At 74.2% G+C, this 20,748-nt stretch carries 18 protein-coding genes; 8 read left to right on the forward strand and 10 right to left on the reverse strand.

Annotated features, from left to right (window positions below; all coding sequences use genetic code 11):
* Positions 1 to 19 precede the first annotated feature (19 nt).
* A complete protein-coding gene (locus tag BMX74_RS16840; protein WP_055502500.1) occupies positions 20 to 718 on the reverse strand; it encodes a response regulator in 699 nt (232 codons plus the stop codon).
* Positions 715 to 2,313: a sensor histidine kinase gene (locus tag BMX74_RS16845; RefSeq protein ID WP_236714635.1), complete on the reverse strand. Its 1,599-nt coding sequence runs from the start codon at positions 2,311 to 2,313 to the stop codon at positions 715 to 717. Before BMX74_RS16845 ends, BMX74_RS16840 begins: the two co-directional genes overlap by 4 nt.
* A gap of 129 nt (positions 2,314 to 2,442) precedes the next feature.
* Here BMX74_RS16845 and BMX74_RS16850 point away from each other — a divergent pair, with 129 nt between their 5' ends.
* Positions 2,443 to 3,033: a class I SAM-dependent methyltransferase gene (locus tag BMX74_RS16850; RefSeq protein ID WP_055502501.1), complete on the forward strand. Its 591-nt coding sequence runs from the start codon at positions 2,443 to 2,445 to the stop codon at positions 3,031 to 3,033.
* Between the two features lie 26 nt (positions 3,034 to 3,059).
* Positions 3,060 to 4,241, forward strand: a complete 1,182-nt coding sequence (locus BMX74_RS16855; RefSeq protein ID WP_091101324.1) for an acyl-CoA dehydrogenase family protein — start codon at positions 3,060 to 3,062, stop codon at positions 4,239 to 4,241.
* A gap of 385 nt (positions 4,242 to 4,626) precedes the next feature.
* Here BMX74_RS16855 and BMX74_RS16860 read toward each other — a convergent pair whose 3' ends face one another.
* Genes BMX74_RS16860 through BMX74_RS16870 form a run of 3 tightly spaced genes read right to left on the reverse strand, consistent with a single transcriptional unit; the run spans position 4,627 to position 7,044 of the window.
* Positions 4,627 to 5,406: an enoyl-CoA hydratase/isomerase family protein gene (locus BMX74_RS16860; protein ID WP_055502503.1), complete on the reverse strand. Its 780-nt coding sequence runs from the start codon at positions 5,404 to 5,406 to the stop codon at positions 4,627 to 4,629.
* Positions 5,403 to 6,347: an alpha/beta hydrolase gene (locus BMX74_RS16865; protein WP_055502504.1), complete on the reverse strand. Its 945-nt coding sequence runs from the start codon at positions 6,345 to 6,347 to the stop codon at positions 5,403 to 5,405. The genes BMX74_RS16860 and BMX74_RS16865 overlap by 4 nt, the downstream gene beginning before the upstream one ends.
* 10 nt (positions 6,348 to 6,357) lie before the next feature.
* Entirely contained in the window at positions 6,358 to 7,044 is a 687-nt protein-coding gene (locus BMX74_RS16870; RefSeq protein WP_091101327.1) for a gamma-glutamyl-gamma-aminobutyrate hydrolase family protein, read from the reverse strand.
* 454 nt (positions 7,045 to 7,498) lie between these two features.
* On the opposite strand from BMX74_RS16870, the gene BMX74_RS16875 reads away from it, so the two are divergent.
* The gene (locus BMX74_RS16875; RefSeq protein WP_337959850.1) at positions 7,499 to 8,566 is read left to right on the forward strand and encodes a globin domain-containing protein; all 1,068 of its coding nucleotides are present in this window, start codon (positions 7,499 to 7,501) and stop codon (positions 8,564 to 8,566) included.
* A 30-nt stretch (positions 8,567 to 8,596) separates the two neighbouring features.
* Here the strand turns inward: BMX74_RS16875 and BMX74_RS16880 are convergent, their stop codons facing one another.
* Positions 8,597 to 9,403: a helix-turn-helix domain-containing protein gene (locus BMX74_RS16880; RefSeq protein WP_177227374.1), complete on the reverse strand. Its 807-nt coding sequence runs from the start codon at positions 9,401 to 9,403 to the stop codon at positions 8,597 to 8,599.
* Between the two features lie 164 nt (positions 9,404 to 9,567).
* Between BMX74_RS16880 and BMX74_RS16885 the strand changes: the two genes are divergently transcribed.
* On the forward strand, positions 9,568 to 10,647 hold the full coding sequence (locus tag BMX74_RS16885) for a WD40/YVTN/BNR-like repeat-containing protein (RefSeq protein WP_091101331.1): 1,080 nt from the start codon (positions 9,568 to 9,570) through the stop codon (positions 10,645 to 10,647).
* 3 nt (positions 10,648 to 10,650) lie between these two features.
* Entirely contained in the window at positions 10,651 to 10,962 is a 312-nt protein-coding gene (locus tag BMX74_RS16890; RefSeq protein WP_055502509.1) for a ubiquitin family protein, read from the forward strand.
* Positions 10,963 to 11,039: 77 nt separating this feature from the next.
* On the opposite strand, the gene thyX is transcribed toward BMX74_RS16890, so the two are convergent.
* The 3 genes from thyX to BMX74_RS16905 all read right to left on the reverse strand — a co-directional run bounded on the left by thyX (position 11,040) and on the right by BMX74_RS16905 (position 15,530).
* Positions 11,040 to 11,822 (reverse strand): FAD-dependent thymidylate synthase, encoded by a 783-nt coding sequence (thyX, locus tag BMX74_RS16895; RefSeq protein ID WP_055502510.1) that lies wholly within the window; start codon positions 11,820 to 11,822, stop codon positions 11,040 to 11,042.
* A gap of 135 nt (positions 11,823 to 11,957) precedes the next feature.
* Entirely contained in the window at positions 11,958 to 13,154 is a 1,197-nt protein-coding gene (locus BMX74_RS16900) for an amidohydrolase family protein (RefSeq protein WP_091101333.1), read from the reverse strand.
* Positions 13,155 to 13,400: 246 nt separating this feature from the next.
* Complete coding sequence (locus BMX74_RS16905) at positions 13,401 to 15,530, reverse strand: anthranilate synthase component I (protein WP_055502512.1); 2,130 nt, start codon at positions 15,528 to 15,530, stop codon at positions 13,401 to 13,403.
* Positions 15,531 to 15,810: 280 nt separating this feature from the next.
* On the opposite strand from BMX74_RS16905, the gene BMX74_RS16910 reads away from it, so the two are divergent.
* Positions 15,811 to 17,250, forward strand: coding sequence for a glycosyltransferase family 39 protein (locus BMX74_RS16910; RefSeq protein WP_091101336.1), 1,440 nt, complete (start codon positions 15,811 to 15,813; stop codon positions 17,248 to 17,250).
* Positions 17,251 to 17,285: 35 nt separating this feature from the next.
* On the opposite strand, the gene BMX74_RS16915 is transcribed toward BMX74_RS16910, so the two are convergent.
* A complete protein-coding gene (locus tag BMX74_RS16915; protein ID WP_091101337.1) occupies positions 17,286 to 18,056 on the reverse strand; it encodes an SGNH/GDSL hydrolase family protein in 771 nt (256 codons plus the stop codon).
* Between the two features lie 82 nt (positions 18,057 to 18,138).
* On the opposite strand from BMX74_RS16915, the gene BMX74_RS16920 reads away from it, so the two are divergent.
* Entirely contained in the window at positions 18,139 to 19,728 is a 1,590-nt protein-coding gene (locus BMX74_RS16920; RefSeq protein WP_055502515.1) for a CocE/NonD family hydrolase, read from the forward strand.
* The gene (locus BMX74_RS16925; protein ID WP_091101340.1) at positions 19,710 to 20,723 is read left to right on the forward strand and encodes a helix-turn-helix transcriptional regulator; all 1,014 of its coding nucleotides are present in this window, start codon (positions 19,710 to 19,712) and stop codon (positions 20,721 to 20,723) included. Before BMX74_RS16920 ends, BMX74_RS16925 begins: the two co-directional genes overlap by 19 nt.
* Positions 20,724 to 20,748 lie beyond the last annotated feature (25 nt).

The raw sequence follows: 20,748 nt of genomic DNA on the forward strand, positions 1-20,748 counted from the left end.
CCGGGCGCGCTCGCGGTCGTCACCCTGCCGGATGACTGGGCGGTCCGCCGCGGGGCGTACGCACGGGGCGGAAGGAGGCGTCCACGAGGCCCACGCGGTGGGCGACGACCGCGGCCTGGATCCTGTTGCGCAGGCCGAGCTTCTCCATGGCGGCCGCGATGTGGGTCTTCACCGTGGTGACGCCGACGTGCAGCTCCTCGGCGATCTCGGCGTTGGACAGCCCGGTGCCGACGAGGGCGAGCACCTCCAGCTCGCGTTCGGTGAGCCCGGCGGGCGGGGGCGCGGCGGCCTGCTCCTCCGCGGCGAGGAAGCGCTCGACGACGCGGCGCAGCACGGAGGGGGCGAGCAGCTGCTCGCCGGCCGCCGCCCTGCGCACGGCCTCGACCATGCGCTCGGGGTCGTCGTCCTTGACGAGGAAGCCCACCGCGCCCGCGCGCAGCGCGGCATGGACGTTGGCGTCCTCGGCGAACGTGGTGAGCACCACGATGCGGGCGCCGGGACGGGCCGCCAGGACGCGCCTGATGGCCTCCAGGCCGTCGACCCGCGGCATGCGCAGGTCCATGAGGATCACGTCGGGCAGGTGGCGCTCGGCCAGCCGCACGGCCTCGGCGCCGTCCCCGGCCTCGCCCACGACCTCCATGTCGCCGGCGGCCTGCAGCAGCATGCGCACGCCCGCGCGGACGAGCGCCTGGTCGTCGGCCACCAGGACGCGGATCACGCCGCCCCCCTCGCGGTGCCGGGCAGGCTGGCGAACAGCCGCCAGCCGCCGTCCTCGTCGGGCCCGGCGCTGAGCGTGCCGCCGAGCGCGCGCACGCGCTCGCGCATGCCGGCGAGCCCTCGGCCCGACGACGGCAGGCGCTCGATGGCGGTGGGCGGGCGGCCGTTGCGGATCTCCACGGCCAGCCCCTCGGCGGCGGGGGCGACGGTGACGCGGACGCGGGTGCCGGGTCCTGCGTGTTTGAGCACGTTGGTGAGGCCTTCCTGGACGATGCGGGCGGCGGAGGCGCGGGCGACCAGGGGCGCCTGGTCGGTGGCGGGGTCGAGGTCGAGGTCCACGACGAGCCCGGCGGCGGCCATCCGCTCGGCCGACTCGCGGACGACGTCGGCGGGGTCGGCCAGCAGGCCGGGCTGGCGTTCCGGGTCGCGCAGCAGGTCAAGCAGGCCGCGCAGGTCCTCCAGCACCTGGTGGCCGGTCTCGCGGATGTCGGCGAGCGCGTCGGCGACCGGCCCCTCGGGGGCGGCGTAGCGGGCGGCGCTGGCACGCAGCACCATGGCTCCGACGTGGTGGGCGACGATGTCGTGGACGTCGCGGGCGATGCGTTCGCGCTCGGCGAGCTGGTCGGCGCGCACCTGCGCCACCGCCAGCCGGGCCGACTCGTCGGCGCGCAGCCGCTCGGCCGCCGCGGCGGCCCGCCGGACGCCGAGGTAACGGCCGATGGCGATGGGGGTGGCGACCAGCGTCATGAGCACGCCGACGCGGAGGGCGGTGACGTCCGTGCCGGGGCCGACGACCGCGATGGCGGCGAGCAGGCAGCCGGTGCCGTACGCGGCGAGCGTCCAGGCCCAGGACGCCACCCGCATGGCGAACACGCCGATCGCGATGAGCGTGAGGATGAGGCAGGTGTTGACGGCCTGGTTGAGGTAGGTGTCGGCGAAGACCAGCAGCACGCCCTGGAAGAGGAAGACGAGGCCGGGCAGCCGTCTGGCGATGCCCAGCGACAGGCCGCCGACCACGGCGAGCAGCCCGACCGCCCAGACCGGCAGCGTGCCCGAGTGCCAGGTGGTCCAGGTGCTGAGCACGGTGATGGCGACGCCGGCGGCGGCGAGCAGCGCGTCGGGGGTGACCTCGCGCTCCTCCAGCCGCCCCGCCGAGCTGCGCAGGTACGCGCCGAGCACGGCGGGGAAGGTGGGGACGAGCAGGGAGTACATCCAGGTGTTGGCGGTGAGGGCGATGCCGGGGTCGGCGATGTTCACGGCGAAGGCGACGCTCGCGGCGGCCGCCGCCAGGACGGTGGAGCGCCAGCCGCAGGCGTACCCGGCGACGCCGACCGCGACGGCCGACAGGATCTGCGCGGTGTTGGAGGTGAACGAGCCGAGCTGGTCGGTGAGGATGAGGAAGACGGCCAGGTAGAGGTTGACGGGCAGCGGCCACCGCCTGACCAGCCCCATGGGCAGCCCGACGAGCAGGGCCATCGGGATGTTCATCCACGCGGGCAGGTATCCGGTGCCGCCCGCGTCCCAGGTCGTCAACAGGTCGAGCCCGACGGCCGACGCCGCGAGCAGGACGTCCACCGGTGCACCACGCCAACGCATGCACTCACGGTAGCGAGCCCGGACGGGCGGCTCGGTCCTCCGCGGGGAGGAGCCCGTCTCCTCCGACTGGCCGGATCACCGTCCTGAGGACGGAGCCAGCAGGGCTCCGATGCCCGTAGGTTTCATGGCATGTCCAACGACACCGCAGTCTTCCTCGGCCAGTTCCTGCGCGCCCCGACCGTGATCGGCGCCGTCGCGCCGAGTTCGCGCCGGCTCGCCGCGGCCGTGTGCGCGCCCGTGCCGGAGCGGGGCGAGCCGATCGTCGTCGAACTGGGTCCCGGCACGGGGCCGTTCACAGCCGAGATCCAGGACCGGCTGGGAGGGCGCGGCCACCACCTGGCGGTGGAGGTCAACGACAAGCTCGCGGAGCTGCTGGCCAAGCGCTTCCCGGCGGTGGACGTGGCGCACGCCGACGCGACGGGGCTGGGCGAGCTGCTGGCGGCGCGGGGGCTCAGCCAGGCGGACGTGGTGGTGAGCGGCCTGCCGTGGGCGGCCTTCCCGCAGGGGCTGCAGCACCGGCTGATGGACGCGGTGACGTCGTCGATGAGCCCGGGCGGCGCGTTCACCACGTTCTCGTACATCCACGCCATCCCGCTGGCGCCGGCGCGGCGTTTCCGCGCGCTGCTGACCGAGCGGTTCGAGGAGGTCGTGACGGGACGCACGGTGTGGCGCAACGCTCCCCCGGCCTTCGTGTTCCACGCCCGCAGACCTCGACCCTGAACAGAATCTGATTCTACGATGCTGTGATGGATTTCACCCTCCCCGAGAGCGCCGAGGCCGTACGGCGCGGCGTCGGCGCCATCTGCTCCCGCTACGACCTCGACTACTGGCAGCGGTGCGAGGCGGACAAGCGCTGGCCCGAGGAGGTGTGGGAGGAGCTGGCCAAGGGCGGCTGGCTGGGGCTGGCCGTACCCGAGGAGTTCGGCGGCGGCGGCCAGGGGCTGCTGGAGCTGGCCGTGGCCACCGAGACGCTGGCCGCGTCAGGGGCGGCGGGCGGCTCCGCCTTCACGTACGTGCTGACGCCCGGGTTCGGGGCGCTCACGCTCGACCGGCACGGCTCGCCCGAGCAGCGGGCCGCGCTGCTGCCGAAGCTGGCGACGGGCGAGGTGGAGACGTGCTTCGCCCTGACCGAGCCGGACGCCGGGTCGAACTCTCTGGCGATCACCACGTCGGCCAGGCGCGACGGCGGCGACTACGTCGTCAACGGGCAGAAGATCTGGATCACCGGCGTGCAGCGGGCCACCTGGATGCTGCTGGTCACGAGGACGGTGCCCGCGGCCGAGGCCCGGCCGCGCACCCACGGGCTGACGGTGCTCCTCGTCAACGTGCCCGAGGCCGTCGCGGCCGGGCAGCTGTCGTACCGGCCCATCCCGAAGCTCGGCGCCAACACCACGCCGTCGAACACGGTGTTCCTCGACGACCTGCGGGTGCCCGCCGCGAACGTCGTCGGCAGGCCCGACGAGGGCGCCGCGGTGCTGTGGGACATCCTCAACCCGGAGCGCGTCCTGCTCGCCGCCTCCGCCCTGGGAGGGGCCGAGGTCGCGCTGCGGGTGGCCGTCGACTACGCGCGCCAGCGCGAGGTCTTCGGCCGGCCGATCGGCGCCAACCAGGCCATCGCCTTCCCGCTGGCGCAGGTCAAGGCCAAGATCGAACTGGCCCGCCTCATGCTGCACAAGGCGGCGTGGAGCTTCGACCGGCACCTGCCGTGCGGCACGGAGGCCAACATCGCCAAGCTGACCGCCTCGCAGGCGGCCTGGGAGGCGGCGGACGCCGCCTTCCAGACGCACGGCGGCATGGCGTACTCGCTGGAGTACCCGGTGGCCAGGCTGCTGGCCGACGCGCGCATCGGCAAGGTCGCACCCGTGACGGAGGAGCTCCTGCTCAACTACCTCGCGACCCAGGTGCTCGGGCTGCCGCGCAGCTTCTGAACGGCCCCGCCGGCGCCGGCCGGCCCCGCGGGCCGCACGTCAGGCGGGCGCGCGCCCGCGCTCGTCCACCACGCCGCCCCCGTCATGGGACGTGGTGGCCCCACAGGCGAGGCGTGGGACGACGATCGCGCCCTCCACTGGTCTCGTGGACGGCCCGCCGCCGCGCCGGGTGTCGGAGCGGCCTCTGCTTCGTCCCCCGGAGCAGCGTTCTCGGCCTCGGCGAACCGGCCTTGACCTCCTCGTTCCGGCGCGGCGGCGGATCGATCGCGTCCTCGTCCCTCACCAGGCTGCGCCTACCCACCGTCGGGGGAAGCACGCCTTCTTCCCCGCGTCCTTCACGGCGTTCTCCACCGTGCCCTCCACAGCGCCTTTCACCGTGCCGTCGTCAGCCGAACGACGGGGGCCGCTTCTCGCGCAGCGCGCGCACGCCCTCGGCGACGTCGGGGCCGGTGAAGCCGAGGAACTCCATGGCCAGCGAGGCGTCGAAGGCGGGCCCGGCCAGGCGCAGCCAGTTGTTGAGCGCGTACTTGGTGAGCCTGATCGCCTCCTGCGAGCCGGCCGCGAGCCGGACCGCGATCTCCATGGCCCGCTCGTGGACCTCGTCGTCGCCGACGCAGAGGCTGACGAGGCCCATGCGCTCGGCCTCCTCGCCGGTGACCTGCTCGCACAGCAGCAGGTGGTACTTGGCCTTGGCCATGCCGCACAGCAGCGGCCAGACGATCGCCGCGTGGTCGCCTGCGGCCACGCCGAGCCTGGTGTGGCCGTCGATGATGCGGGCGGTGCGGCCGGCGACCGAGATGTCGGCGAGCAGCGCCACCGCGAGCCCCGCGCCGACGGCCGGCCCCTGGATGGCCGAGACGATCGGCTTGGAGCAGTTGAGCACGTTGTAGACGATGTCGCGGGCCTCGCCGAACACGCGCAGCCGCGTGGCGTGGTCGCGCGTCATCTCCTCGATCATCGCCAGGTCGCCGCCCGCGGAGAACGCCTCGCCCTCGCCCCTGACGAGGACCGCGCGGACGGAGTCGTCGCGGTCGGCGTCGCGCCAGACCTCGGCGAGCTCGCGGTGCCCCGCCATGTCGACGGCGTTGAGCCTGCCGGGGGCGCTGATGGTGACGCGCAGCACCCCGTCGGCCGGGGTGTCGAGCCTGAGCGTGCCGTACGTCACGCGCCCTCCCCGAACAGCGCGCCGCGCAGCCGGGCGGCGACGTACTCGCGCGCCTCGGACGCCTGGTCGAACAGGCCGGGCAGGCAGAAGAAGCCGTGCACCGCGCCCTCGAACCTGCGCAGCTCGGCCGGGACCCCGGCGTGCGCCAGGCGGACGGCGTACCGCTCGCCCTCGTCCCTGAGGACGTCGCACTCGGCCGTCACCACCGTCGCGGCGGGCAGGCCCGAGAGGTCGGGCAGGCGCAGCGGCGACAGCCGCGGGTCGGCAGGGTCGGCGCCGGGCGCGTACTGGCGGGCGAACCAGGCCATCTCCTCGGCGTCGAGGCCGAAGCCCTTGGCGAACTCGAGGTAGCTCGGGGTGTCCATGGCGACGTCGAGCACCGGGTAGACGAGCGCCTGGTGCGCCAGCCGCAGCCCGGCGTCGCGGGCCTGCCAGGCGGCGACGGCGGCGAGGTTGCCGCCCGCGCTGTCGCCGACCACGGCCACGGCGCCGTTGCACTGGTAGAAGGCGGGACGGGCGAAGATGTCGCGCACGACCGTCCAGGCGTCGTCGGCGGCGGCGGGGAAGGCGTGCTCGGGCGCCAGCCGGTAGTCGACGGACACCACGACCGCGCCGGTCCTGACGGCGAGGTCGCGGCCGACCGCGTCGTTGCGCCTGACGCTGCCGAACACCCAGCCGCCGCCGTGGAAGTACACGACCACCGGCAGCGGGCCGTCGCCGCGGTCGGCGCGGTAGATGCGGACGGGCACGCCGGGCCCGTCGTCGCGCACCGCCGTCTCGTCGCGGACGGACGGCAGCGGCGGCAGCGGCCCCCGGTGGGGCGCCAGGGCGTCCTGGGCACGCAGCTCCTGGATCCCGGCCAGGTCGAGCGCGGCGAGGTCGGTGTTCAGGTCCGACGGGTAGAGCGCGACGTACTCCTGGGCCTGAGGGTGCAGCGGCATGTGCCGCAGCCTAGCGGGCCGCCTCCACGAGCGCATCGAACAGCCGGTTGTCCGCCCCGCGCTCCGGGTGCCACTGGACGCCCACCGCGAACCTGTGGCCCTGCAGCTCGACGCCCTCGACGACCTGGTCCTCCGCCCAGGCCACGGCGAGCAGGCCCGCGCCCAGGCGGCGTACGGACTGGCGGTGCGGCGCGGTGACCTCGACCCGGTCGCCCACCGCCTTGCCCAGCCTGCTGGAGATGCTGACCTGGACGACGTGGGGGCGTCCGGGCTCGGCGTGCCTGTCGTCGCCGAGCACGTCGGGCAGCCACGGGATGATGGTGCCGCCCTGCGCGACGTTGAGGACGTGCATGCCGCGGGCGACGGCGAGGATCGGGACGCCCGCCTCGACGGCGGCCCTGGCGACGGCCAGCTCGAAGCGGTCGCGGTGCTCCTGCGGGGCGGCCGCGCGCGGGTGCTGCTCGCCGCCGTACGCGGCGGCTCCGAGCTCGGGCCCGCCGGCGAGGACGACGCCGCGCAGCCCGCGCACCTGGTCGGGGGCGGCGTGCGGGGAGAGCGGCGGCAGCACCACGGGAGCGCCGCCCGCCCGCTCGACGGCCTTGGCGTAGGCGGGTGGCGACAGGACGGCCTCCCGTACCCAGTCGCTCCAGCGGGCTGCCTCGAGGTAGGCGGTGATGCCGATCAGGGGTCGGGACATGCGATCTCCAGGGTGCGCGGGCCCGCCGCCGCCTGGCTCGCCTGCGCGTCCGCGCCCGGGGCGGGCACAGGGCCATCATGGCGCAGCCGCGGGGCCGCCGCATGCGGGACGGCGGGCGTCCTTCTCCGCCTGCAGGCGTCACTCGAAAAATAGAAATGTTTTCGCATTTATCAACTTAAAAGGGCCGGGTTGGTCAATGCGGAGAATGCACCGCGCAGCCCTTCATACTTCGGCTTCCCCGCGTATTGGGGTGAACCGGTTGTGACGGTGTGGGCACGATGGAACACTGCGAGATGAGCGATCGGATGTGCCGGGGCCGCCGGCCGCTCGGGACCCGGAGCCGTCAGGGAGGTGAACGACAACAACCGGAATCGGATTCCGGTGAAAAGGTGGGGTTGGGCATATGTCGTTGAATCCGCGTCTGGTGAAGGAGAGTTTCTCTCACCTCGAACCCGTGGCCTCCAAGGCCGCGGCCTACTTCTACGGGCGGCTGTTCGCGGAGAACCCGCACCTGCGGAGCATGTTCCCGCCCGCCATGGACATCCAGCGCGAGCGGCTGTTCGGAGCCCTCGCCCGGATGGTCTGGAGCGTGGACAGCCCGGAGGGCATGGCCGGCTACCTCGGCCAGCTCGGCAGGGACCACCGCAAGTACGGCGTCGCGCCCGAGCACTACGGCGCCGTCGGCAGGGCGCTGGTGGCGACCGTCAGGCGCTTCGCCGCCGAGGTCTGGGACGACGAGGTGGAGGCCGCCTGGGTGTCGGCCTACGGCGTCGCCGCCGGGCTCATGCTCGACGCGGCACGGGCCGACGCGACCGTCACGCCCGCCTGGTGGACGGCCGAGGTGGTCGGCCACGAACTACGCCACCGCGACATCGCGGTCCTGACGCTGCGGCCCTCGCAGCCGTTCCCCTACCTGCCGGGGCAGCACGTCACGGTGCAGACGCCGCGCTGGCCGCGCGTGTGGCGGACGTTCTCCATCGCGAACGCGCCGCGCGAGGACAACACGATCACGCTGCACGTCCGTTCGGTGCCCGGCGGCTGGGTGTCCACGACGCTGACCCGCGACACCCGCGTCGGCGACACGGTGATGCTGGGCCGCGCCACCGGCATGATGACCCGGGGCGAGGAGGACACGCGCGACCTGCTCTGCGTGGCGGGCGGCACCGGCCTGGCGCCGCTCAAGGCGATCGTCGAGGACGTCGTCGCCTCGGGCCGCAGACCGGACATCCACCTGCTGTTCGGCGCCCGCACCCAGCCCGAGCTGTACGACCTGCCGGACCTCATGCGCCTGCAGTCGTCGTTCCCCTGGCTGCGGGTGCTGCCGGTGGTCTCCGACGACGGGTCGTTCCGCGGCATGCGCGGCCGCCTGCCGGAGGTGGTGCGGCGCTTCCGCTCGTGGTCGGATCACGACGTCTACGTGTGCGGCCCCTCCGGGATGGTGGACGAGACGGTCCGCGCCCTGCAGGAGGACGGCGTGCCGCCCGCCCGCATCCGCCTCGACGCCGCCGTGACGACCTGCTGACCGCCCCGCGCGCCCCGCCCTGGGCGCGGCTCAGGGGCGGGACCGCTCGCGCAGCGCGGCGGCCGTCTCCTCGTCTCCGGGCCAGAACGTCTCGATGGCCAGCTCGGAGACCGTCACGTCCACCGGCGTGCCGAAGGTGGCGATCGTCGTGAACATCGACAGCACCCGGTCGCCGTACGCGACGCGCAGCGGCAGCAGGATGTCGCCGGGGCCGGGCACGTGGGCGACGTTGAGGTCCACGCCCGGGTAGGTGTAGGAGGACAGCTCGTCGTGCAGCTCGGCCAGGCGCCCGTCGGCCGACAGCTCCGCCTGCCTGCGCAGCTGCTGCAGCAGGTGGGCGCGCACCTCGGCCAGGTTGAGCAGCCGCCCGCCCATCGCCTGCGGGTGCAGCGACAGGCGCATCACGTTGATCGGCTCCTGCAGCAGCTCGGCGGGCACCCCCTCCATGAACATGGCCGCCGCGGAGTTGGCCGCGACGAGGTTCCACACCGCGTCCACGACGACCGCCGGGTACGGCTCGTGCCCGGCCAGGATCTTGTCCAGCGCCCGGCGGACGACGTCCATCTCCGGGGCGAGCACCTCCCGCTCGGGGTACACGGGCGCGAAGCCCGCCGCCATCATCAGCCTGTTGCGGTGCCGCAGCGGCACGTCCAGCTCCTCGGCCAGTCTCATCACCATCTCGCGGCTCGGCCGGGCGCGCCCGGTCTCGAGGAAGCTGACGTGCCGGGCCGACACGTCCGCCTCGATGGCGAGGTCGAGCTGGCTCACCCGGCGGCGCTGCCGCCACGACCGCAGCAGTTCTCCAAAAGTCTCTTCTTGTACGGCGAGTGCTCCCATGTCAGAACACGTTAGCTGTGGGCAGGGAAGCAGCACGATTACCTCGGAGGTCATCGGGCGGCAAATCGCGCACTCCCCGGCGGCGTACGCGGGGGCGTGACACGATGGCCGCAAGACACGAGCCGGAAGACCTCACCGTCGGAGGCGACCTTGGGAGCCATGCTATGAGTGACGCGGTGCTCGCGATCGGCACCCGCAAGGGCCTGTTCCTCGCCCGCTCGTCGGGCGGCGGCCCCTTCGAGCTCCAGCCGATCCAGTTCTCCACGGTCGCGGTGCCGTCGGTGGCCGTCGACACGCGCGGCGCCGCCCCCCGCCTGCTGGCCGGGGTGGAGTACGGCCACTTCGGGCCGTCCGTCATGTACTCCGACGACCTCGGCGAGACCTGGCAGGAGGCGGGCGCGCCGCCCGTGGCCTTCCCCGAGAAGACGGGGGCCACCCTGGCGCGGGTCTGGCAGCTCACGCCGTCGCCGTCCGAGCCCGACGTCGTCTGGGCGGGGGCCGAGCCCGCCGCGCTGTTCCGCTCCGAGGACCGCGGCGTCACGTACCGGATGGTCGAGGGGCTGTGGGAGCACCCGCACCGGCCGCAGTGGCAGCCTGGCGGCGGCGGGCTGTGCCTGCACACGATCGTCCCCCACCCCACCGACCCCGAGGTCCTGGGCGTCGCCGTCTCGGCCGCGGGCTTCTACCGCACGAACGACGGCGGCCTGTCGTGGGAGGCCGCCAACCGCAACATCCGGGCGCCGTTCTTCCCCGAGGGCAGCCAGTACCCCGAGTTCGGCCAGTGCGTGCACAAGGTCGCCGTCGACCCCGCCCGGCCCGAGCGGCTCTACCTGCAGCACCACTTCGGGGTCTACCGCAGCGACGACTTCGGCGGCGACTGGCACCCCATCGGCGGCTCGCTGCCGTCGGACTTCGGCTTCCCGATCGTGGCGCACCCGTCGCGGCCCGGCACCGTCTACGTGCTGCCGCTGACCGCCGACGTCGACCGCACCCCCGTCGGCCACCGCTACCGCGTCCACCGCAGCGACGACGCGGGCGGCACCTGGCGTCCGCTCGGCCAGGGCCTGCCGCAGGAGCCGGTGTACGCGTCGGTGCTGCGCGACGCCATGCACATGTCGCCCGCCGGGCTGTTCTTCGGCACCCGCGACGGCGAGGTGTACGGCTCCCGCGACGACGGCGAGACGTGGACGCTCGTCGGCCGCCACCTGCCCGACGTCCTGACCGTGCGCTCGGCGGTGCTGTAGCCCATGGCCCCGTACGTGACGATGGTGGTGTTCGTCCTGCCCGGGCCGCTGCGGCGGTGGGTGAGCGGGCGGGCCGAGGTGAAGGTGTTCGCCGTGGGCGCCGACCGGGAGTCGCCGCCCACCCTGCGCGCGGCGCTCGACCGGCTGCGCCGCACCCACCCGCAGCTGGAGGCCCGCCTGCGCGACGAGTACGGCCGCATCCGGCGACACATCGCGATGGTGGTGTGCGGGGAGAACAGCGGGGGCCTGGGCGAGCTCGACTGCGCCCTGCCGCCCGGCGCCCAGGTGTACGTGCTCCCCGCCCTGTCGGCCTAGACCGCAGGTCCTGGTTCGATCCGGCCCCGGCGGGGGCTCCGGGGCCGGGACGTGGGCCAGACCCCGCTCCGCCGGGCTCAGACCTTGCGCCAGCCGGGGATCCACGCGCCGTCCTCGACGACGTAGTCGCCGAACAGCGCGGGCGCCTCCTCGCGCATGAGCTCGCCGATGCGCTGGAACAGCAGGCGGATCTCCTCCTCCGCGCCGACCGCCGTGCGGGCCTCGATGGTGTGGCGCAGGGTGCGCACGTTGGCCGTCCAGACCAGGCCGGTGGCCAGGCCCTCAGGGGCGAACCTGCGCATGAACGAGGTGCGGTGCTTCTTCTCCGAGAACGGCACGCCCTCCTCGTCGAGCCCGAAGTGGTCGGCCATCCACAGCTGGAACTGCTCCAGCTGCTCCAGCACGGCGGTGGCCCGCTTCATCAGCTCGGCGTCCTCGCGCGCCCACTCGGGGAACCAGAACGGCAGCTCGTCCAGGCGGACGAAGCGCAGCGACTCCTGCGAGATGGCCACACCCGGCCGGTGCCGCACCAGCTCGTGGGTGAGCACCCTGCTGACGTTGTGCAGGACGAAGCTGAAGCTCACGTGCTCGAGGACGGAGCCGTGCGCGCTGGCCAGGATGTTGCGCAGGTAGTCGTCCTGGTTCTCGCGAATGCGGACGACGTTCGGGTTGAGCCCCGGCTCGAACGAGCGGTAGCAGAGCCGGCCGGCGAACTCGGCGAGGTTCTGCGCGTCGAGCTCGCCGCGGTCGAGGCGCTCCAGCCAGCTCTCGCCGCCGACCTCGCCCAGGTAGCGCGCCAGCTCGTCGTAGTCGAGCTTCGGACGGGCGACGACAAAGACCTCGGGTTCGACAGTGCGCATGAAGAGCCCCCGCTCGGGTCGGTGATGTGACGGCCCAAGCAAACCAGCTCGCGCGCCCGCGCGCGACTCCGGCCCCCGGTCGCGTACCGGCAGGCCGCCCAGGTCAGCCCCCGCGCGCCGCGCCGGAGCCGGGTTTCAGAGGCGGTAGACGCGGCGGGCGTTGCCCGAGCCGATCATGTGGGCGATGCGGGCGGCGTCGGCGGTGCTCCACTCGCCCAGCGTCAGCCGGGCGCCGAGCGCGCGGGCCAGGGCGTGCCGGTAGTACAGCGCCCCCAGGTAGGCGCTCTCGGCCACGCCCCTGCAGTGGGAGCTGAACAGCAGCTTGTGGAACGGCGCCAGCTCCAGCAGCTCGTCCATGACCCGGGCGGCGGCGGCCGCGGTGTGCGGCAGGGCGAGCCCGACGTCGACGTACACGTGCGGGTGCAGCCCGGCCAGGTACGCGGCCTGCCGGTGGTACGGGTAGCAGTGCAGGAGGATGACCGGCACGCCGAGCGGCTGCAGCGCCCCGACGAACCCGGCCAGCCTCGCCGGGTCGGCCAGGTGCGGCCCGAGCGGGACGTCCACGGCGCCCGCGTGCACCTGCAGCGGCAGGCCGCGCTCCCTGGCGACGTCCACGGCGCTCCAGAGCAGGTGGCGCAGCAGCACCTCGTCGGCGAGCGGCTGCTTCGGGTCGGCCAGCCTCCGGTTCGCCGCCGCGATCACCGCTCCCCTGCTGGGCCGCGCCGGGTCGAAGCCGAGTCCGGCCCGGCAGGCGATGGCCGTCTTCAGCCCGACGGCCCGCGCCGCCCGCGCCGACAGCTCGGCCGCGACGCCGTCGAGGTAGTCCACGGCGATCTGGGCGGTCTCGGCGACGTCCTGCTCGATCCGTTCGATCCTGACGATCTCGTCGGCCGCCGCGCCGCCGAGGCGGCCCATCTCGGCGGCGGTGAGGGTGTCGCCGCCGTGGAGCCTGGTGTTCCGGGCGTCGGTGTCCTGGGCTGTGTCCTGCGCTGTGTCCTGCGCTGTGTCGACGAGGAACGCCACGACGCCCGCGCCGCGCAGCAGCCGGGTGTTGGCCTCGGCGGGGCCGAGCTCGGACCGCCTGGCGAGGTAGACGGCGGGCGGCGCGTGCGGCTCCAGGTCCAGCAGCGGGGCGCACCAGCGGCGCACGGCCGCGCCGAACGGCGTGTCGAAGTGCGTGGTGCCGGGCGGCGCGGGCGCGCCGCCCTCGGTGATCAGCACCTCGAACTGCGCCCTGCCGAGGTCGTCGCGGCGGACCCCGTGACAGTGGTGGTCGACGAGCGGGGCGAGCAGCGCGTCACGCACCGTGCCTGGCAGGTCTACGGGGAGCATGCGGCAGACTCTAGGCGGTCGCCGCACGCCCCCGCGGACGTTTTGCCTACGCCAGAGACAGCCCGGCCGCCGGAGCTCCCGGGTCGCGGGAAGCCGGACGGCCGGGGGTCGTGGAAGGCCGGAACGCGCGAGGACGGCCCGGGGTGACCGGAGGCCGGGGCGCGCGAGAACGGCCCGAGGTGACGGGCGGCCGGAACGCGCGAGGACGGCCCGGGGTGCGCGGGCCCGGCCCCGGGCGGTGGCCGGTCAGCGGCGGCACAGGCGCAGGACGTTGGCGATGATCCTCGCTCCTGCGCCGCCCTCCTGGGTGAGGATCGACTCCGGGTGGAACTGCACGGCGAAACGCCGCCGCTCGGGGTCCTCGATCGCCATGACGTTGCCGTCGGGCGTCAGCGCCGTCGCCGTGAAGCCGACCACGCCCGGCCGCTTGGCGTGCAGCGAGTGGTAGCGGGCCGCGGTGAACTGCTCAGGCAGCCCGTCGAGCAGCGCGCTCTCGCCCAGGCGGGACACCTGGCCGCGCTTGCCGTGCTCGGGGTAGCCGAGCAGCTCCAGCGTGCCGCCCGCGTGCTCGACCATCGCCTGCAGGCCCAGGCAGACGCCGAAGACCGGCAGGTCGCGGGCGTAGACCTCGTCGATCAGCGCCGACATGCCGAAGTCGGACGGCCAGCCGGGGCCGGGCGACAGCACGACCAGGTCGGGCGCGATCTCGTCGATCAGGTGGACGGGGAAGCCGTGGCGCAGGGTGACGACCTCGGCGCCCTCCTGACGGAAGTAGTCGGCCAGCGTGTTGACGAAGGAGTCCTCGTGGTCGACGAGGAGGACCTTCATGCCCACGCCCGCCTGCGGCCTGACCTCGGCGACGGGCCGCTCCTGCGGCTGGTTGACCGCGGCCAGCGCGCCGAGCAGGGCGCTCGCCTTCAGCTCGGTCTCGCGCTCCTCCGCCTCGGGGTCGGAGTCGAACAGCAGCGTGGCCCCGGCCCTGACCGCGGCGACGCCGTTCTTGATCTGCGCGGTGCGCAGCGTCAGGCCCGTGTTCATGGAGCCGTCGAAGCCGATGAAGCCGATGGCGCCGCCGTACCAGCGGCGGGTGGTGGCCTCGTGGTCCTCGATGAACTGCATCGCCCACGTCTTGGGCGCGCCGGTGACGGTGACGGCCCACATGTGGGTGAGGAAGGCGTCGAGGGCGTCGAACTCGGGGCGCAGGCGGCCCTCGATGTGGTCGACGGTGTGGATCAGGCGGGAGTACAGCTCGATCTGGCGGCGGCCGATGACGCGCACCGACCCCGGCACGCAGATGCGCGACTTGTCGTTGCGGTCGACGTCGGTGCACATGGTGAGCTCCGACTCCTCCTTCACGCTGGTGAGGAGGGTGCGGATGGCCTCGGCGTCCTCGACCGGGTTGCTGCCGCGGGCGATCGTGCCGGAGATGGGGCAGGTCTCGACGCGGTCGCCGGTGACCCTGACGTACATCTCGGGCGAGGCGCCGACCAGGTGCTCGCCCTCGCCCAGGCTGATGATGAACTCGTACGGCGCCGGGTTGCTGTGGCGCAGCCCGCGGTAGAAGGCGGACGGGTCGGTGCAGACGGCGTGGAACACCTGGCCGGGCACGACCTCGAACAGGTCGCCGCGCTTGAACCTCTCCTTGGCGGCGGCGACGACCTTGGCGTACTCCCCCCTCACCGGGTTCTCCGGGATGTCGGTGGGGGTGACCTGCGGGACGGAGGAGCCGGTGCGCTCCAGGCCGCGCGTGGTGGCGCCGTCGACGGTGAACTCGTAGCGGTACTCGACGCTGGTCTCGCGCTGCCTGTCGATGACGACGAGCCGGTCGGGCAGGTGCAGGACGAGGTCGCGCTGGTCGTCGGGGCGGACGAGCTCCTGCCTGATGGGCTCGAACTGGAAGGCCAGGTCGTAGCCGAAGGCGCCGTACAGGCCGAGGTGCGGGTCGTCGCCGCGGAAGGCGGCGATCACCTCGCGGATCGCGGTGAACACGGTCGGCCTGCGGCTGCGCATCTCCTCGGGCAGGTGGTCGTCGCCCGGCTCGGGGACGTACACCTCGACCCGCTCGGCGGTGGGCGGCGAGACCGGCTTGCCGGCGGCCAGCAGGCACGAGGCGACGGCGGGCAGCAGGACGCGGCCGCGCTCGTTCAGGGCTGTGGCGGCGATGACGCGGCCCTTGGCGACCAGTTCAAGGCAGGGGTCGACGTAGCCGAAGGCCCATCGGCTGTAGCGGCCCGGGTAGTCCATGCCGGAGGAGAAGGCGCCGCCGCGGCGTTCGCCGAGCGCCGTGACGATCTCCTCGAGCGCCGCCTCCGGGACGTCGCGCGCCTCGCGCTCGACCTTGATGCCCCCGGCGGTCGTATATCCGCTCGTCTCCACTTGCTGCCCCTCATGTCATAAAGATCATGCCCCGGGGGCGGACACGAGAAAGGCCGCCATCCGGGGCGGCCGTCCTTGGGAATGCGAAACACGCGCCGCCTAGGAGCGGCGCCACCACTGGAGCTGAGCGTGATTTCGCATGCCGACAGGTTAACCCCCTGGATCAAGATCGCGCAACGCGAACGCGCCGGCCGCCGCCGCCCGTGAATCCCGCGCTCGTTCCCACGGGTGGGGCCCGCGGGCTTCACGAGACGCCCGGCGTGATCTAGGTTGGGCGTTCATGGGACGGTCCTGGGCGTGGCGGCCCGTCACGCTGATCGCGCTCCTCCTGCCTGCCGCGCTGCTCACCGCGAGCACCGGCTACGGCTACCACCGCGACGAGCTGTACTTCCGCGTCCTCGCCTGGCACCCCGCCTGGGGGTACGTCGACCAGCCGCCGATGACACCGCTGCTGACCAGGGCGGGCATCGCGCTGTTCGGCGACACGCAGACCGGGATCCGGGTGTTCCCCGCGCTGGCCGCCGCGGTGCTCGTCGTGCTCGTGTCGCTGATCGCGCGCGAGCTGGGCGGCGGGGCGGTCGCTCAGGTGCTGGCGGCGCTCGGCGCGGCCACGGGGACGTACCCGCTGATCGCCGGGCACTTCTCGCTGACCATCAGCTACGACCTGCCGCTGTGGGCGGCGGCCGTCCTGTTCATGCTCAGGGCGCTGACGCGCGGGCAGCCGCGCTGGTGGCTCGCGGCGGGCGCGGTGGTGGGGGTGGCGACGTACAACAAGCACCTGATCGCGCTGCTGGTGCTCGGGCTGGCGGCGGGGCTGCTGCTGGCGGGGCCGCGGCGGACGCTGGCGAGCCCCTGGCTGTGGGGCGGCGCGCTGCTCGCCGTCGTCCTGGCCGTGCCGAACCTCGTCTACCAGGCCACCCACGGCTGGCCGCAGCTCGCCATGGCCGCCGCGCTCAGCGACACCAAGGGCGGCGAGATGCGGGCGCTGTTCGTGCCGATGCAGGTCGTCCTGTTCGGGCCGGCGGCGGCGGTGATCGCGGCGTTCGGGTTCGCCCGGATGTGGCGCGACCGGCGGGTGCGGGCGCTGGCCGTGGCCTACCCGGTGGCCGCGGCCCTCACGCTGGCGAGCGGCGGGCGCTTCGACTACACGGGCGGCCTGATCGCCATGCTGTTCGCGGCGGGCTGCGTCTCGGTGGAGTCGGCGGGGAGGGCGCGGGTGCGGGCGGCGTACGCGGGGCTGGCCGCCACCGGGCTGCTGTCGGCCGTCATCGCGCTGCCGGTCATCCCCGAGGCGCGGCTCGCCGCCACGCCGGTGCCCGCGATCAACGAGACGGCGCGCGAGTCGGTCGGCTGGCCGCGGTTCGCCGCCACCGTGCGGCGGGTCCTGGACGAGCTGCCCGAGAGCGAAAGGGCCCGCGCGGTCGTCCTGACCGGCAGCTACGGCGAGTACGGCGCCCTGCGCCGGGCCGGGCTGACCCGCGTCTACTCCGGCCACAACCAGCTCCACGAGTACGGCCCGCCGCCCGCCGACGCGACGATCGCCGTCGTGGTGAACATCGGCCCCCGCGGCCGGGCGCTGTTCGCCTCCTGCGAGGAGCGCGCCCGCGTCGACAACGGCGTGGGCGTGGACAACGAGGAGCAGGGCCTGCCCGTCCACCTCTGCCGCACCCCCGCCCAGCCCTGGCCCGCCCTCTGGCCCCGCTTCCAGCACTACAGCTAGCCGTCGCGGAAGGAGCAGCGCAGTGACCGGTGTGGTCAGCGGGAGCTGGTGGCGAGAGGGGCGAGCTCGGGGCGTTTGGGGCGGACGCCGTCGCCTGAGGAGCGGCCCTGGAGGCGGCGGGTGATCCACGGGCGGAGGTGGTCCTTGGCCCAGCGGAGGTCCTCCTTGCGGGCGGCCGTCCAGATCGGGGGGCGGCGCGGCGGGTACGGCTCCCGCCAGTCCTGCTCGACCGGGACGCCGAGCACCTCGGCCGCGCGCAGCGCGACCCGGCGGTGGCCGTCCGGGCTGAGGTGGAGCCGGTCGGCGTTCCACGCGCGGGCGTCACGGAAGACCGTCATGGGCCAGAGGTCCACGAGCACGGCGTCGTGGCGGCGGGCGATGTCGTGGATGTGCAGGTTGTAGATCTCGATCTTGCTGTGCGCGAGCCGCATCACCGGGACGTGCCGCAGGTCGAACCCGGTGAAGAGCATGACCCTGGCCCCCGCCTCGGTGAGGGTCCTGACCCCCTCCTCCAGGCGGCGGGCGACGGCGGCGGGCCCGCTGCCGGGGCGCAGGATGTCGTTGCCGCCCGCGCAGAGCGACACGAGGTCGGCGCCCAGTTCGACGGCCTTCGGCACCTGCTCGGAGACGATCTCGTCGATGAGCCGGCCGCGTACCGCGAGGTTGGCGTAGCGCAGTCCTGGCTGCGCGGCGTCGACGTGCTCGGCCAGCCGGTCCGCCCAGCCGCGGAAGCCGTGCTCGGCCGGGTCTTCCAGTCCTTCCGTGAAGCTGTCCCCCAAGGCGACGTACGAGGTGATTCGTCCCATGACCGGATAGTTTGCCAAGGCGGGACACCCCTACGCGACCGTAACTACCCTCCCCCGCGCCGCATCTGTTACAGGTTGGTGCATGAGACGTGTCCGGCTCAGGCGCGACCTGCCCGTCCCGATGCCCGACGGCGTGACGCTGCTGGCCGACCACTATGCCCCGCCCGGCGGAGGGCCCGCGCCGGTCGTGCTGATGCGCTCGCCGTACGGCAGGCGCGGGCTGTTCGGCCTGGTGTACGGGCGCGGCTTCGCCCGGCAGGGCTTCCACGTGGTGATCCAGAGCTGCCGGGGCGGCTTCGGCTCGGGCGGCAGGCTCGACCCGCTCGGCGACGAGCGCGACGACGGCCTGGCCACCCTCGACTGGCTGCGGGCCCAGCCCTGGTACGGCGGCTCGCTGGCCATGTACGGCCCCTCCTACCTCGGCTACGCCCAGTGGGCGGTCGCCGCCGAGGCCGGGCCCGACCTGAAGGCGATGGCCACGCAGATCACGGCCTCCCAGTTCAGGGACGCCGCGTACCTCGGCGGCGCGTTCGCCCTGGAGTCCGCGCTGAGCTGGACCACGCTGACCGACGGCATGTCGCGGCCCTTCGGCGGGACGACCGCCGCGTTCGTCGCGCCCAGGGCGGCCAGGCGGGCCGTGCTGACCGCCCGCCCGGTGGCCGAGATGGACCTCGCCAGCGCCGGGCGGCCCCTGCCGTTCTTCCGCGACCTGGTGACCCACCACGCCGACCCCGCGGTGCCGTACTGGGACAAACGGGACTTTTCCCCTAGGGTGGGCGAGGTGAACGCGGCGGTCACCATGCTCGGGGGCTGGTACGACGTGTTCCTGCCGTGGCAGCTCAAGGACTACCTGGCGATGCGCGCGGCCGGACGCCGTCCGCACCTGACCATCGGCCCCTGGTACCACGTCGACGGCAGGCACGGGCGGGTCTCGATGGCCGAGGCCGTGACCTGGTTCCGCGCCCACCTGCTCGGCGAGACGTCCCTGCTGCGCCGCGACCCCGTGCGGCTGTACGTCACGGGCGCCGGGGAGTGGCGCGGCTACCCCGACTGGCCGGTGCCCGGCGCGCGGGAGCGGCGCTGGCACCTGCAGCCGGGCTTCGGGCTGGAGCCCGGGGAGCCGCGCGAGTCCGGGCCCGACCGCTTCCGCTACCACCCGGCGCACCCGACGCCCGTCATCGGCGGGCCCGTGCTGCTGGCCGACTCGCGCCCGCGCGACCAGCGCCGCCTGGAGGCCCGCAGGGACGTCCTCGTCTACAGCTCCCCCGCGCTCGACGCCGAGGTGGAGGCGATCGGCCCGGTGCGCGCCGAGCTGTACGTCCGCTCCAGCACCCCCTGGGTGGACGTGGTCGTGCGGGTGTGCGACGTGCACCCCGACGGCAGGTCGTTCAACCTGTGCGAGGGGGTGCGGCGGCTCGGCCCGCTCGACGGGCCCTCCGGCGAGGTGCGCCGCGTCGAGGTGGACCTGTGGCCGATCGGGCACCGCTTCGGACGTGGCCATCGCGTCCGCGTCCACGTCGCCGCGGGGGCGTACCCGACGATCGCCCGCAACCCCGGCACCGGCCGCCCCCTCGGCGAGGACGGCCCCATGGTGCCCGCCGACGTGGAGGTCTTCCACTCCCCCGCGTACCCGTCCGGGGTGGTGCTGCCGCTGTGCGCGCCGCGCGGCTGATGTCGCTGGTCCTGCTGCTGCAGGGCCGCGGCGCGATGACGGCGGCCGAGCTGGCCGAGGAGCTGGAGGTGTCGGAGCGCACCGTCCACAGGGACGTGCTCGCGCTGTCGGAGGCGGGCGTGCCCGTGTACGCCGACCGGGGGCGGCGCGGCGGCTACCGCCTGCTCGACGGCTACCGCACCAGGCTGACCGGCCTGGACCGGGCCGAGGCGCAGGCCCTGTTCCTGTCGGGCGTGCCCGCCGCGCTGCGCGAGATGGGGCTCGCCGGCGTGGCGCAGACGGCCAGGCTCAAGGCGGCCGCCGCGCTCTCGCCCGCGCTGCGCGACGCCCCCGACGCGGCCGCGCAGCGCTTCCACCTGGACGCCCCCGGGTGGTTCGCCGGGGACGACCCGCCGCCCGCGGCGCTCGGCCCCCTGGCCAGGGCCGTGTGGAGCGACCTGCCTGTCACGGTCGCGTACAGGGAGCGGGTGCGGGAGCTGGAGCCGTACGGGCTCGTGCTGAAGGCGGGCGTGTGGTACCTGGCCGCCCGCCTCACCGGCCCCGGCAAGAAGGGGGGCACGAAGGGGCGCGGCACGGAGGGGCGGGGGTTCCTGATCTTCCGGGTGGACCGGGTGGGCGAGGTCCGCCTGGGCGAGGTCCCGTTCGAGCGCGACCCCGGCTTCGACCTGGCGGGCTTCTGGGCGGAGCAGGCGGCCGCGTTCGGCCGCTCCCTGCTGAGGGAGGAGGTCACGCTGCGGCTGACCCCGGCGGGGCTGCGGATGCTGCGTCACGTCGCCGACCCGGCCGCCCTGCCCGCCGCGCTGGAGTCGCTGCGGCCCGACGGCACGGTGCGGCTGGCCGTGGAGTCGCTGGCGGTGGCGTACTCGCAGGTGCTCAGGTTTGGGCCGGAGGCCGAGGTGCTGGGGCCGCCCGAGCTGCGGGCCATGGCCGCCGAGGCCGCCGCCCGCCTGTCCGCCCTGTACGCCTCCGCCCCGGACCCCACGCCCCCCTCCTGACCGACCCCGGACCTCGGCGTAGCCC

This window comes from Nonomuraea pusilla (assembly GCF_900109355.1).
Classification (GTDB): domain Bacteria; phylum Actinomycetota; class Actinomycetes; order Streptosporangiales; family Streptosporangiaceae; genus Nonomuraea; species Nonomuraea pusilla.